The sequence below is a fragment of the Paenibacillus sp. J22TS3 genome (genome assembly GCF_018403205.1).
Taxonomy (GTDB): Bacteria; Bacillota; Bacilli; order Paenibacillales; family Paenibacillaceae; genus Fontibacillus; species Fontibacillus tuaregi.
Map to the genome: position 1 here is coordinate 191,093 of NZ_BOSF01000003.1, position 14,397 is coordinate 205,489.

Here is a 14,397-nt window from a genome sequence, read left to right on the forward strand (position 1 = left end):
ACCGTCTCCCCCTGACCGACGACGTCTCTTCACCTTTATTATAGCCAAGTCTTTCCTGGATATGTGAGCGCATTCACATATAAAATTGACATAACCGTGAACACCTATGAGACCCATTTTCTTACGAAAATTTTAGTTTCTCCGGAAACATTTTGATGCCCTGCCTGATTCTATTCCTGTGTTAACTTATACACTTTAATGGCGATCAAAGTCTCTCCCCAGCCAAGATGTATAGCGGCGGCTGGCCTCTTCATAGTCACCAGGGCGGTTCATATTAAAGCTCAGCAGCTCCTCATCAGTCCCCGTACCCTCGCACAGTAATTGGGCCGGGATATAGGCTGCTTGAAGAGATTTGGTCCATGGAACCAAGCGTAATTCCTTTTCCTGAAGCGCAGTCTCCAGGCTTGCTAGTACGGTACGCTTGTACATGGACAGCAGCGGCAGTACGCCAGATGATGTTAAGGGAATCACCGCTTCCAGTTCCTCTTCCTGGCCTCTGCTGACGTTAGAATGCCTTTCTGCCTCGTCAATGAGACGCTGACCAACAGCAGCGTTAATAAACGGCATATCACAAGCTGTAACCAGATTCCACTCAGTTCCTGAAGCGGCCAGTCCTGCGTGTAGGCCGGCAAGGGGTCCAGCCAGGGAATAGATATCGGGAACTACCTCTTTATGAAGATAGCTGTAAGGAGCTCCATCATTCGCCACGATAACAACTCTCGGAGCAATTTGCTCCAAAGATCGAACCAGTCTTTCAATAAGCGGAATCCCTGCCAGAGGGAGCAGTGCCTTATTCTGACCCATCCGGCTGGAGAGACCGCCGGCAATCACAATCGCTGTGACTTCCATGAATGATTCCCCTCTCTTGGTGCCATAATTAAGTAAATCCGAAAAAACATGGTTTGTATCCCTTTCCATCACATGATACATTGAACTTACCCGAATTAATTTACTTAGCGACCATTTGTCTGAGTTACCCGAGTTCAGGCTGCATGTAGATGCATGCCAGAAAGGAATGGCGCCTTTGCGTAAGCCTGCAATAACAAATGTGACCTCATTGCTTCCTTTGGAGCTGATTAATTTTTTCGTTTTTGGTGCAATGGCCATATTCTCCGCCTTCTTCCAATTATATTTACAGGAAGCGGGAATGAACAAGCTTGAGATTGGATTACTGCTTGCTTTCGGGCCGCTCGTGTCCCTTGCAGCGAATCCATTCTGGAAGTACTGCAACGACCGCCAGCAGAACACCAAATTTGTCCTTCTGCTTATGATGTCCGGACTTGTGTTAATCGCTTATTTGATATACCGTGTTGAAACGTATCAGATGCTGTACCTGGCTATGCTCCTATTCTTCTTCTTTCAAACGCCCCTCTTGTCCCAGAGCAACACGCTGACCTTATGTTATACTGAGCATGCGGGACGGAAATTCGAGTCATTCCGGACTTGGGGTTCAATCGGATGGGCATTTATAGCTGTTCTCACAGGGGCGTCTCTCGATGCGGCGGGTCCAATCAGCCTGATCGTTCTATTTACGGCCATACTTCTGCTTGCGATTATAGCCACCTTGCTGCTGCCGCCGCTTCAGAAGGCTCCAGACACACCCTGGCTCAACTACTGGGAATTCACCCGGTCGATGCACAACAAGTATTTTATGTCCTTTGTGTTCCTGTGCATGCTCGTGGCCGTGCCTAATTCCATGAACGCCCTGTTCATGCCCTTTTTCGTGACCGACCTCGGCGGATCGAAGCTGTATGTCGGACTGGCTGTGTTCATTTCAACAATATTTGAAGTGGGTGTGCTCATTCTGCTTCGCAGATATATGAAGCGAAAGATCACCCATCTTATGGTCTGCCTGTTCCTCGTCAGCCTCGTGCTGTCGCTGCGCTGGCTTCTGATGACCGAAGTTACCACCCCCGTAGAGATTGTGGGGATTCAGGCTCTGCATACCGTAACCCTTGGCGGTTTCTTCTATGTCGGAATCCAGCTTACCAATCTGTTTCTGCCCCGTCCCTACCGCTCATCAGGCCAGGCTGTATTCACCCTGATGCTAGGCGGCGTCTCCGGACTGATAGCCGGAATATTCGGCGGCTGGCTGTATCAATATTTCGGGGCCATAACCATGTACAAGATCAGCATGATGATGACTTTGGGCGGCTCGCTTGGATTCGGCATCATGGGTTATCGGCTGTATAGACACGGATATACTCCGGTAATTTTTCGAAAAGAATAACAAAACAATCCACTGTACCGTCACGCCCAAACAAGGTTACGCCGGTCTATTGTGGATTGTCTTCGCGTAGAGATGAATATCGGTCATCTCGTAATCAGTGTAAAGTATGAAACGCATTTCAGAGCAAGAGGTTATCTATGTCCTGTTGAAAAATATTCTGGCTTATACCGAGGTGATCCCATGGCTAATATTAAGGAAATCGCCAAAACAGCCGGTGTATCCGTCGCTACCGTATCCCGGGTTCTCAACAATCACCCTTACGTTAAGGACGACAAACGCAGGGCTGTGCTTGAAACGATAGAACGGCTGAACTATTCCCGTAATATTAATGCCGTTCATCTGCTGAAAGGCCGGACCCAAATCATAGGTATTGTGCTGCCCATGATCAATCATACCTATTTCGGTGTGATGATGGAGGGAATTGCCGAGGAAGCTTTGAAATCAGGCTACCAGTTGATGGTCTCTCAAACCGGATATCAACCGGAGGAAGAGCAGCGGATGCTGGACATGCTGAGGAACAAACAGATCGACGGGGCAATTATCTGCTCCCGGTCCTTGCCACTAGACCATATCGAAGCTTACCGACAATACGGTCCGATCGTGCTGTGCGAGGACACTGGAGACCGTCCATTATCCTCAGTCTTCCTGAATCATTACCTTTGCTTCCAGGAAGGCATCCGCTATCTGTGGAACAAAGGCTACAAATCTATTGGTTACTCCATCGGCCGCCTGGAGGGTCCCAGCAGCAGCCGCCGATATGAAGCTTATTGCGATATCCATAAGGAGTTCGACATCCCGGTGAATCCACAGTGGATTTACGATCAATGTATGGATATTGAAGATGGAGTGCTTCTAGTGCGCAGGATGCTGGAGCAGCCCGAGCGGCCAAGCGCTTTGGTCGTCACCTGTGATCAGGTTGCTGCCGGAATTCTGGTTGAGGCCGGGAGACAGGGAATCCAGGTTCCCCAGGACCTCGCCTTTATCAGCTTTGACAACCAGCCTATAGCCGAGGTTCTGGACATTACGACTATGGATAATGGAATCTACACCATGGGGGCAAGCGCCTTGCAGATCGCTGATGAGCTCATCAGCGGCCGCTCCAGCGGTCCCTTGACCAAGGAAATCTCTTTCAAATTAATAGAGCGGTCAACAGCTTGACTATTGGCCTAGGGCCATTACCGAAATCCTTGAACTAGATATCCAGTGGGGAAATTCGGAGACAAAGGCGGATGCTTCGCTTCTTCAGAATCACTCGTCCTCTCAGCTAAGATCGGTTAAGGCCAAGCCAGACTCGGGCCGTTCTGCCAACATATATCTTACCCTACACAAAAGAACATCCTGCAGCCTCCCCTGAAGCAGAATCTTCAGCAGGCGGGCACAGGATGTTCTTTTTTATAGGATCATCTATATAAAAGAAGCACGCAGGCTTCTTATTTGAACACTTTCACACGATCTTCAAGCGGCTGGAACTGCTTCTCACCAGCAGGTGCGGCAATCTTACCGAAAGGCATTTGAGCTCTAAGTTTCCAATTCTCAGGAATTCCCCACTCTGCTGCAACAGCTTCGTCAATGATTGGGTTGTAATGCTGCAGGGAAGCTCCAAGTCCTTCTTGCTCAAGCGCGGTCCATACAACAAATTGAAGCATACCGGAGGATTGCTCTGACCAAATCGGGAAGTTATCCGCATAAGCGGCGAACTGCTGCTGCAAGCCCGCGATTACATTGGTATCCTCGAAGAAGAGAACTGTGCCATGCCCTGCACGGAAAGAAGCCATTTTCTCCGCAGTCGCTTTGAAGTTTTCTTCGTTATTTACGATCTTACGCAAAATTTCCTCAGTATGATTCCACAGCTTGTCATGCTGTTCACCAAACAGCACAACCACACGTGCACTTTGGGAGTTGAATGAGGATGGCGTGTGCTTAACCGCTTCCTTCACAATTTCCTCTATTCTTTCATCAGAGACAGGAGATTCTTTGCTGAGCGCATAAATACTACGTCTGTTTTTCACCGCATCAAAAAACGTATTCGACATTTTTAACAACCTACCTTCTTTTGGTTAGTTATTTACTTTTGAATTGTAACATACATTTTTAACGAATGGCAATTCATTTTTTCCAAAAATCCCCGAATTTTTAATTCATCAAAAGGGCCTAATCTAGATTTACCCGATTTATCCGATTCTATGCCATCATTCCATCCATTATTTCGTCTCATAACACAGCCAAGAGCACATCCCACCTTAGTGAAATGTGCTCTTGAGGTTAAAATCCTATTCAGCTTTCTTAGGGAGTTGGAATGAGCTTTTAAGAGATACAATCAGGTTAAACACCGGCGCACCTGGTTTGGAGTGCTTGTTGTCCACGTTGAAGTATCCATGCCGGAAGAACTGGAACTTGTCCTGCGGCTTCGCTTCCGCTAGCCCGGGCTCCACAAATCCCTGCACTACCGTCAGCGAGTTCGGATTGATTTGATCAAGGAAGGTCTTCTCTTCCGGGGCCTCCCCGTTCTCTGTCTCCTCTTGCTCCGCATCCAGGATAAGAGATTCATAAAGACGGAATTCGGCCGGTACTGCGTGCTTGGCATCTACCCAATGGATGGTTCCTTTCACTTTACGTCCGGTGAATCCGCTGCCGCTCTTGGTCTCCGGATCATAGGTACAATGAATCTCCACCACATTACCCGCTTCATCCTTGATCACATCATTGCATTTGATGAAATAAGCATGCTTCAAACGGACTTCATTGCCGGGGAACAGTCGGAAATATTTGCTCGGCGGGTTCTCCATGAAGTCGTCCTGCTCGATATACAGCTCCCGGGAAAAAGGAATCTGACGATTGCCCATCTCCGGATTCTCCGTATTGTTCTCTGCTTCAAGCATTTCCGTTTGATCTTCTGGATAGTTGGTGATCACAACCTTCAGAGGATGCAGCACTGCCATCGAGCGGGGTGCTTTAAGCTTCAGGTCCTCCCGGATAAAGTGATCGAGCATTGCTGTGTCGACCAGACCTTGAGTCTTGGAAATTCCCGCTTCATAAACAAAGCTCTTGATGGCGTCCGGGGTGTATCCTCTCCGGCGCAGACCCGATATGGTCGGCAGACGCGGATCGTCCCAGCCATCCACAATGCCTTCATCCACAAGCATTTTGAGCTTCCGCTTGCTCGTTACCGCTCCTGCCAGATTAAGCCGCCCGAACTCATACTGATGCGGCGTGTGAGGCATCTCTGTCTCCGCAATCACCCAGTCGTAGAATGGCCTCTGATCCTCGAACTCGATCGTACACAGGGAATGGGTAACCCCTTCAATCGCGTCCTCAAGCGGATGGGCATAAGCGTACATCGGATAGATGCACCAAGTGTCACCTGTGTTATGGTGAGTGGCATGGGCAATTCTATAGATGACCGGATCACGCAGATTAATATTCGGGGATGCCATGTCAATCTTGGCGCGGAGCACCTTCTCCCCGTTCTTAAATTCACCTGCCCGCATGCGGGTGAAGAGATCAAGATTCTCCTCTACCGTACGGTTGCGGTAAGGGCTGTCTGTACCAGGTTCTGTAAGTGTACCCCGTCTCTCGCGAATCTCGTCTGCACTAAGGTCATCCACATAGGCCTTGCCCTTCTTAATCAGAAGGACCGCACGCTCGTACATTTCTTCGAAATAATCCGACGCGAAACGGAGCTCCTCCCAGTCAAAACCGAGCCACTTCACATCTTCCTTGATGGAATTGACGTATTCGACATCTTCCTTAGCCGGATTCGTATCGTCAAAGCGGAGATTTGTCCGTCCGCCGAACTCGTCTGCCAGGGTAAAGTTAATCCAGATCGCTTTCGCATGTCCGATATGCAGGTAGCCATTCGGCTCTGGAGGAAAGCGGGTCACCACTTCTTTTACCTTTCCGCTTTCCAAATCTTCAGTAATAATGTTCTTTATAAAATTCGGAGGTGTGCTCGCATTGTGGGACACAGTATCTCCACCTTTCCGTCTGGGTTCATCTCTGTCTAAAGCCTTGATACTCATTAGGTTCCCCATTTTTTTCTTCTTATAAATATACCGATAAGTTCACAATAGATCAATGCTTAAACACCCCCTTATAGGCAAAAGAAGGCATCCGCATTCTTCACGGATACCTTCGTGGAGGAGATTTGCGACATGGACATCGCAAGCCACGCCCACTGTCGCAGCTTCGTGTCGAATCTCCTGATATTCTCTTCATCCCTGAGCGGCAGAGGCCGCTGCAGGGAAACCTGTAACAGCAGTTGATTTCTCCACTTCCTCTGATTGCTTTAACAGTTACCTTCCCGGACTTTCTCATGAGCACAAGATGCCGCATCACTCTAGTTCCACATTAAATTAGAACTCTGGTATAGTGTTGTGTATACCGCCCGTGGGTGATATCCCGTGCGAATAGATTGATTACTTTAGACAAAGAGGATGGGAAATATGATTAAGGTTCTTTTCGTGTGCCTCGGTAATATTTGCAGATCCCCCATGGCAGAAGCCATGTTCAGGGATCTGGTCAAGAAGGAAGGCTTGGAGGCGAAGTTTGAGATTGATAGTGCTGCGACAGGAGATTGGCACATTGGCAAGCCACCGCATAAAGGCACCTTGGGTATTCTGGACAAGTACCGGATTAGCTCCGACGGGCTCCTGGGCAGACAGATAACAAGCGGGGATATAGAGTCCTTCGACTACATCATCGGGATGGATGAGAGCAACATCAGCAATATCCTGGCTGTCTCAGACGGTCAAGGGGCCGAGAAGACGTTCCGTCTGCTGGACTTCAGAGAAGATTTGGCCAAGAAGGATGTGCCGGACCCTTATTACACCGGAGACTTCGAGGAAACCTATGACCTGCTGAGCAAGGGGCTTGCATCTCTGCTCGAACATATCAAAAAGCAGCACAATCTCGGCTGAACCACCAACAAACGAATATAACGACTACAACAAAGGGACACCTCCTGAGGCCAATTATGACCTGCTGGGATGTCCCTTATTTCCAGTTCCGCGTTCACTGCTTGTCCCCTTGAACCGGAAGCCAGAGCAAAATATCGTCCACATAACGCCCGTCTAAATAAAACTCTTCCACCAGTCTCCCCTGTTCTATAAACCCGCAACTCCGGTAGAACTCCAGCGCGTTCTCATTGGTTGCCAAAACCCGCAGACAAAGCTTGCGCTTGCCCTGCTCCGCTGCATATCTCTTCATCCCCTCCATCAGTGCCCGGCCAACCCCGAGCCGTTGGCAGGAAGGATGAACCGCGATGTTAATTTCGTACACATGCCGGTTACTCTCCAAAGGTGTCGGGCAGGAGAAGCCCAGGTATCCGCATACAGCATCTCCCATCACGGCAACAAGCTGTGATCCTGGCGGATTGTTCTGAAGGAAATCCTCCCTGGACACAGGATGAATGACCGCTGGCGTTGTCTTAGGATTCCATACCAGCTTGTCGATTTCAATCAGCTGGGCCGCATCACGCAGTTCAGAGATGCGGACCACCGTTTGCTTTAAACTCATCATAATGTGCCTCCACTTTAGACTGACATTGGTATAATTGTGCCTTTTGCCACCTAGAACCCAGGCCGGATATCCCCACGCCTCTCTTCCCGGTTAAGTGCGGCATGAACAGCGAAGGAGCCTACCGAAAGTGCGGCTATGATCACAGACAGCCAGGCGACCGGGCCAAGCCCTCCTTCATCGTAAAGCACCCCCATAGCGTATGGGCCGATGACCCTGCCAGCCACCCCCATCCCACCTACCAGGCCCAAATAGAAGGGCGCTGCCTTGCCGGTATGATCCGAAATGAAGGCCGGAATGGCCGGGGAGATGAGCATTTCGCCAAAGGTGGTCAGCACCATGGCCAGCACCAGCACCGGGTAGGATTGAAGGCTGAGGATACTGGCATAACCCAGCATGTAAAAGACGGCGCTTGCCGTCATCTGGGCCTGCGGTGTGCCGGCCAGTGTCTTTTTCAGCCAACTTATGAATGGTTGACCCGCGAAGATTAGAATGCCGTTAAGGGTCCATAGAATACTGTAATTCCATTCTGGCATCCCCTTGGAAATCGTAAACGGGGCGACCCCATTGTTCCAGATGCTATTTCCAAGCCATATGAACAGGGAGCCCATGCCCATGAAGAAGTACACGGGATAGCGCCGGATCAGGTCTCCCGTCCCTTGATCTGTGTGGGAAGTGCTGCGTTTCTCCAGATGAAGCCCGCCCGGCGCCTTCTGAATCTTGCTTAAATAAGCATAGAAGAATCCGGCAAAAACAAGCGATGTCAGCCCATTCATAACAAAACTCAGATTATAGGAGATTTGTGCCAGCACCCCGCTCAGCGATGTGCCCAGGGCAACACCAATATTGTTGGCCACATAAATAATGTTGAATAGCTCTCCCCGCCGGTCCGCAAACCTGAAGCCGACAAAGGCCTGAATCGCTGGCATAGACAGCGCGTTGCAAAAACCAACCATGAGCATTAGAAACATGAACAAGGTAAAGTTCTGGCTTGTGAACGGCAGAAGAACCAATGCCGCCGCATTCAGCACAAGAGAACCCACGATTAGCTGTTTAACTCCGACCCGGTAATACAGTGCTCCACCAAATACCTGCCCGGCAATCCCTCCCAGGGACTGCACCAGGATTACCAGCCCTGCGTCCGTCATGCTCCTTCCAAGCTCTTTGAAAATGTACATCGTAATCAAAGGCCACATTAGCGCACTTCCGGCGGCGTTCACCAGACTGGCCAAGAGAAAGACTTTCACTTCCTTCGGGTAATTCTGTAACCATCTCATCATGTCTGCGCCCCTATCTTCCCGGTATTCATATAAAAAGAGCCCCGAAGGGCCCTAACTTAAGCTTAGTTTGTAAGTGCGCATGAAATCAGCTGCTTCATTCTTCGCCCAGAATACCAGTATCCCCTATATTCCGCCGGCTTGGCAAGTAGGGCGATTGCCGCTTTAATGAGGTGATCCAAACATCTAGAAATTCAGTCTTGGCTGCGTCTTACCTCCACAACCGTCGAGAAGAAGGTGGCCCCGCCCCCCATATCGGCAAGTCTGTCCGGTGTAAGGGCATTGGCCCGCTGGCGCCCGCCCTCGGCCTCCCACCATAAGCCTTGACTGACTACCGTACCCGGAAGCATCCGGTCCGTAACGACAGCCCGGACAATATAGCTGCCGCGGTCATTCCATACAGTTACCTTATCTCCATCCTCAATCCCCCGGGACTGGGCATCCACAGGATGGATTTGCAGGGAAGGACCCTTCTCCAGGGCAGCCAGCTTCTGCACATTGCCAAAGGACGAATTCAGAAAGCTATGGTTCGGAGGAGAAATAAACATAAGCGGATATCCCGCTGTGTCCCCCGGTCTGTTCAACCCGTCATAACCCTCATGCAGAGGCACATATGTTGGAAGCGGCGGGAGACCTGCCTCGGCAAGCCTGCCTGAATATAGTTCAATCTTGCCAGATGGAGTGCTAAGGCGCTCCAAATAATGCTCCCTCTCTTCCATATTCAGCTGGACAAACCGCTTGTCCTGAAGGGCTTCATATGTAACTCCCTTAAGGTATGGGTTGCTGCCGAAATCCAGAGCGGCCCGGATCATATCCTCCTCGGTCTCGCGGAACGCCTCCTCTTCAAAGCCCATCGCTTCCGCGAGCAGCCGGAAGGTCTCCACATTGCTCTTGCTCTCGCCCACGGCCGGGATCACCGGCTCTTGGAGCTGCACATACGTATGCCAATAAGAAGTATACAAATCTGTATTCTCAAAAGACGACGTTGCCGGCAGCACGATATCGGCATATTTGGCCGTATCCGTCATGAATAGGTCATGCACCACCGTAAATAAATCCTCCCGCATCAGACCCTGCTCCACCTTTCCGGTCTCGGGTGCCACCACGGCTGGGTTAGAGCAGTAGACGAACAATGCATGGATCGGCGGGTCCAGACGAAGCAGCACGTCACCCAGCTGGTTCATGCTTACCGTTCTCGCATCCGGATTCGGCCGCAAATCCGGTCTCTCCAGCGCAGCGCTGTTCACCTTACCATAAGGGCCATTTGTCTTGAACGCGCCGCTTCCCTTAACAATCCAGCCCCCGGTTAAAGCAGGAAGACAAGTGATGGTTCGGACGGTCATGCCGCCGTTATCATGATGCTGAAGCCCGTTCCCGATGTGGATATAAGCCCGTGGAGTCTGCCCGTACATTAAGGCAAGCTTCACAATATCCTCCTCGGGCACACCGGTAATGGACGATACCAGCTTTGGAGTATATTCCTTGACGTGCTCACGAAGCTGCTCGTGACCCAGCGTGTATTTCATCATGAACTCTTCATTCACAAGACCGCGATCAAACAATACATGCATCATGCCTAGCGCAAGCGCCGCATCGGTTCCCGGATACAACGGAAGGAACCAGTCGGCGCGGTCCCCTGTACGGTTCTTGTGCACATCGATAACCACGAGCTTCGCCCCACGCTTGCGGGCCTTCTCGATAATCGGCACCATATGCATATTCGTGCTGACGATATTCCCGCCCCATACGATGAACAGATCAGCCTCAGCCGCATCTTCCGGAACGGTTCCTCCACCAAAGCCCATGGTGAACTTGAATCCGGTGTTTCCCGCCGCGTTGCAGATTCCCTGCCGCAGCTGGGCTGCACCAAGCCGGTTGAAGAATCGGCGGTCCATACCATCAACGCTTAGAATCCCCATGTTGCCATAGAAGCTGTAAGGCAAGATAGATTCCGACCCATGGTCCGCAATTAGCTGCTTATATCTGGCAGCTATCTCGCTGACAGCTTCCTCCCAGCTAATCCGCTTAAATTTGCCCTCCCCCTTGGCTCCAACCCGCTTAAGGGGATACAGAACCCGCTCCGGATGATAAATCCTCTCCGTCATATTCCGCACCTTATTACAAATAGCCCCTTGAGTAATGGGATGCTCCGGGTTCCCGGTTACCTTAACAATCCGTCCGTCCTCTTTATGTAACAATAACCCGCAGGTGTCCGGGCAATCCAACGGACACACAGCGGGGAATATTCCATTCTTCTGTTCGATCAAGCTCATCTCTCCCCTATTGCAACTTGGTCCATTCTATCATATAAGGAGAGACGGCAGACTGCAAAAAAAATAATAAGCAGCCCGTTTCAACCCGGGCTGCTAGAGGTAATGATACTTAAGTGCATCTGTTCTTGATCAGATCTCTCTGTTTCAAGAACACTCCTGAATTCAGCATAAAGCAAGGTTACTCCCCCTAACCCCGCTGTATGCTGAATTTTTTTATGTCCCGCTCACTCAGCTCACCTAGTTCAACCAGCTTACTTTAGGACGGTCACACGGCACTCTTGTGCAGAACCTCCCCGGTGACACCCTCCTGTTTGGCAGGAGCCGCCTCGCCGGGTTTGCGCAGATAGGCCATATAGTAAGCGCCAGCCACAAAAACTACGCCGCCAACCAGATTACCAAGCCATACTGGTACAAAATTGCCAAAGTATTGCGCCCAGCTATAATGGCCTGCGAAGATGGCAGCCGGAATCAGGAACATGTTCGCCACGATGTGCTGAAAACCAATTGCTACAAAGCTCATGGTCGGGAACCAAATGCCGATTATTTTACCGCTCATATTGTCTGCCCCGTAACACATCCATACCGCAATAGCGACCAGCCAGTTGCATCCGATTCCGGACACAAAAGCTTGAACAAAGCTTGCATCCAGTTTATGTCCTGCCATTTCCACCGTCTTAGCCAGGTATGGCCCGCTCTCTGTCAATCCAGCCACATGCCCGAAGAAATACGCCACGAACAAGGCTCCAATGAAATTGCTGATTGTAATTACCGCGATGTTCACCACCCACTGCCGGGGTGTGATTCGTCTGGCCATTCCCGCCAGAGATACCGCCATCATGTTCCCGGTCACCAGTTCACCACCCGCGAGCAGCACGAGAATCAAGCCAACAGGGAACACCGAAGCGCCGATGAAGTTCGCAAAGCTGCCCCATTCCTTGGGCATGCTGGCAATAACCCGAATATCGAGCAGGAATCCAATTGCGATAAAGGCTCCCGCCAGGAACCCTAGGATAATCATCGTAAGCAGAGGATTGTTTGCTTTGTGTGTACCATTCTGAACCGTAACGGCCGCAATTTGATCAGGTTTATTGTAAGCCATATTGGTCAGCCTCCTTATCCTTATGTGAGTTTTCTCTCTAAATCTATTGTAGGGCGTGGGTCTCCCGGCTAAATGTAATGTAAATCACATTTAGTGAAATTTTTCACATAAGTTCTTGGAATAAAAATAAGACCGTCCCATATTAAGGAACGGTTTGATATAATAGGCTTGTACAACACACCTTGAGTGGGTGCCTCTTCCTCCAGAAGGGAGGTGAGGCGTATGAACTTCTCTTTTGCGGATGTTATCGGATTTGCTGCATTTGTTATTGCGCTGCTGACGTACATCGAACGAAAAAAGAAGTGACCTGCTCTGGGTCGGCAAACCGTGCAGGTCACTTCTTCTGTGTAACTTTTTAAGCGGAGGAGTATCCTCACTCAAGCTGTTGTACAGGGGATCGGCGGCCACCGGTCCCTTATTTCATTCTATTTGACACTTGTTATTATACCCATAATACTACATGACACTAGTATTGACAATTCAGATACAGTGCTGATTACACATGTGCAGGCTGTCTCGACGGTACAAGCGGCAGCGCCTGAAGACCTGCGGTGTTTAGGAAATTCCACGGCTTGTTGTAATGAGGCTGGAAGAAGAAATCGATAAACGCCAGCTCCTCCATCTTCATATGATTCTGAATGCAGACCGAAATGGTATTGATCGACTGGGTCAAATCCGCTTTAGACATGAGCTGGGCACCCAATATGCGGCGGGTCTCCTTCTCATAAACCACCTTCAGCTTCACCGGCTCGTGGGTTGGCATGAACTCAGGGCGATAGTTCTCATTGATTACCACGGCCTCTACATCAAGGCCAGCTTCCTTGGCGGCAATTTCAGTCAACCCGGTTCCGGCGATGTTATCCTCATAGATTTTGATGCCTGAGGTTCCTTGGGTTCCCATATATTTAACGGTTGGCTCAACCAGGTTGCGGGCAACGAGGGTACCCATGCGTACGGCATTGGTTGCCAGAGGAATGTAGGCATGCTGTCCTGTCGGATTGTAGAATACCGCACAGCTGTCGCCGGCCGCGTAGACATTGTCCCTGCTGGTCCGCATGTACTCATCCACAATGATCGCACCGTTCTCCAGCATTTCCACTTGATCTTTAAGCAAATCCGTATTCGGACGGAAGCCGATGCATAGGATAACCAAATCAGCGTCATACTCACCCTTGGTCGTAATAACCCGGCTTACATTGCCATTTTCCCCTTCGAACCGGGTTACCTTCTCACTCAAAGCCAACCGGATACCGTGATCCTGAAGATTCTTCTCGGTGGCATCCGTGAACTCAGGATCAAGGTACTTGCTGAGGATGCGGTCTTCCGCATCGATCAGTGTAACCTGCTTCCCGTTCAGCTGGAACGCTTCAACAAGCTCCACCCCGATATACCCTGCTCCGACAACTACAATGTTACGGGCTTTCTCAGCTTTCTCAATGATCGCGTTAGAGTGGTTCCAGTTCTTCGAGAGAACAATGTTGTTCAGCTCCCCGCCCTCAAACTTAGGAACGATCGGCCACGAACCCGTAGTCATTATAAGCTTATCATATGTGTCTTCAAATTCTTCTCCGGTGCGGAGATTGCGTGCTACAAGCTTACCATTCTCTGTATCCACACTCACTACTTCATGCAGCATCTTGGTATGGACTCCAAGTTCAGCAAGCTGTTGTGGCGACGAGTAAAACAGGCCTTGGGGATCTTTAACCATGCCTCCAACATATAAAGCAATACCGCAAGACAAGAACGAAATATTATCATTACGCTCGTACACCGTAATTTCAGCCTCCGGGTACAGCTTGGCAGTGTTAACAATAGCAGCGGTTCCTGCATGGGTACATCCAATAACTACAACTTTCATGATTTCTTCCTCCTCCATTTGTATCCATTTATTTATAATCTAGAAAGCCAATTCTCCAACCTTGTGAAAACAATCACTTTTGATTCAATACTGTTTGTGAATTAAATCACCTTATGACGCTATTATAGTGTGATTTTTTTCACATT

General features: G+C 49.9%; 11 protein-coding genes. 3 read left to right on the plus strand and 8 right to left on the minus strand.

Translation table 11 applies throughout. From position 1 onward, the window contains the following. Positions 1–195 precede the first annotated feature (195 nt). Complete coding sequence (gene mobA, locus KJS63_RS10580) at positions 196–849, minus strand: molybdenum cofactor guanylyltransferase (RefSeq protein WP_213619101.1); 654 nt, start codon at positions 847–849, stop codon at positions 196–198. Positions 850–1,015: 166 nt separating this feature from the next. Here mobA and KJS63_RS10585 point away from each other — a divergent pair, with 166 nt between their 5' ends. After that, positions 1,016–2,230, plus strand: a complete 1,215-nt coding sequence (locus KJS63_RS10585) for an MFS transporter (protein ID WP_213619102.1) — start codon at positions 1,016–1,018, stop codon at positions 2,228–2,230. 180 nt (positions 2,231–2,410) lie between these two features. Then, the gene (locus tag KJS63_RS10590) at positions 2,411–3,388 is read left to right on the plus strand and encodes a LacI family DNA-binding transcriptional regulator (RefSeq protein ID WP_213619104.1); all 978 of its coding nucleotides are present in this window, start codon (positions 2,411–2,413) and stop codon (positions 3,386–3,388) included. Positions 3,389–3,660: 272 nt separating this feature from the next. Here the strand turns inward: KJS63_RS10590 and KJS63_RS10595 are convergent, their stop codons facing one another. After that, entirely contained in the window at positions 3,661–4,263 is a 603-nt protein-coding gene (locus KJS63_RS10595; protein ID WP_213619106.1) for a nitroreductase family protein, read from the minus strand. A gap of 237 nt (positions 4,264–4,500) precedes the next feature. Then, the gene (locus tag KJS63_RS10600) at positions 4,501–6,195 is read right to left on the minus strand and encodes a glutamine--tRNA ligase/YqeY domain fusion protein (protein ID WP_244862566.1); all 1,695 of its coding nucleotides are present in this window, start codon (positions 6,193–6,195) and stop codon (positions 4,501–4,503) included. 477 nt (positions 6,196–6,672) lie between these two features. Between KJS63_RS10600 and KJS63_RS10605 the strand changes: the two genes are divergently transcribed. Further along, positions 6,673–7,146: a low molecular weight protein-tyrosine-phosphatase gene (locus KJS63_RS10605; RefSeq protein WP_213619109.1), complete on the plus strand. Its 474-nt coding sequence runs from the start codon at positions 6,673–6,675 to the stop codon at positions 7,144–7,146. Positions 7,147–7,240: 94 nt separating this feature from the next. On the opposite strand, the gene KJS63_RS10610 is transcribed toward KJS63_RS10605, so the two are convergent. The 5 genes from KJS63_RS10610 to KJS63_RS10630 form a co-directional block, all read right to left on the minus strand. Next, positions 7,241–7,747, minus strand: a complete 507-nt coding sequence (locus tag KJS63_RS10610; RefSeq protein WP_213619110.1) for a GNAT family N-acetyltransferase — start codon at positions 7,745–7,747, stop codon at positions 7,241–7,243. Positions 7,748–7,797: 50 nt separating this feature from the next. Beyond that, entirely contained in the window at positions 7,798–9,021 is a 1,224-nt protein-coding gene (locus KJS63_RS10615; protein WP_213619568.1) for an MFS transporter, read from the minus strand. Positions 9,022–9,215: 194 nt separating this feature from the next. Next, the gene (locus KJS63_RS10620) at positions 9,216–11,294 is read right to left on the minus strand and encodes a molybdopterin-containing oxidoreductase family protein (RefSeq protein ID WP_213619112.1); all 2,079 of its coding nucleotides are present in this window, start codon (positions 11,292–11,294) and stop codon (positions 9,216–9,218) included. A 265-nt stretch (positions 11,295–11,559) separates the two neighbouring features. Beyond that, complete coding sequence (locus tag KJS63_RS10625; RefSeq protein WP_068620744.1) at positions 11,560–12,393, minus strand: formate/nitrite transporter family protein; 834 nt, start codon at positions 12,391–12,393, stop codon at positions 11,560–11,562. A gap of 496 nt (positions 12,394–12,889) precedes the next feature. Further along, positions 12,890–14,251: an FAD-dependent oxidoreductase gene (locus KJS63_RS10630; protein ID WP_213619113.1), complete on the minus strand. Its 1,362-nt coding sequence runs from the start codon at positions 14,249–14,251 to the stop codon at positions 12,890–12,892. Positions 14,252–14,397: the final 146 nt, after the last annotated feature.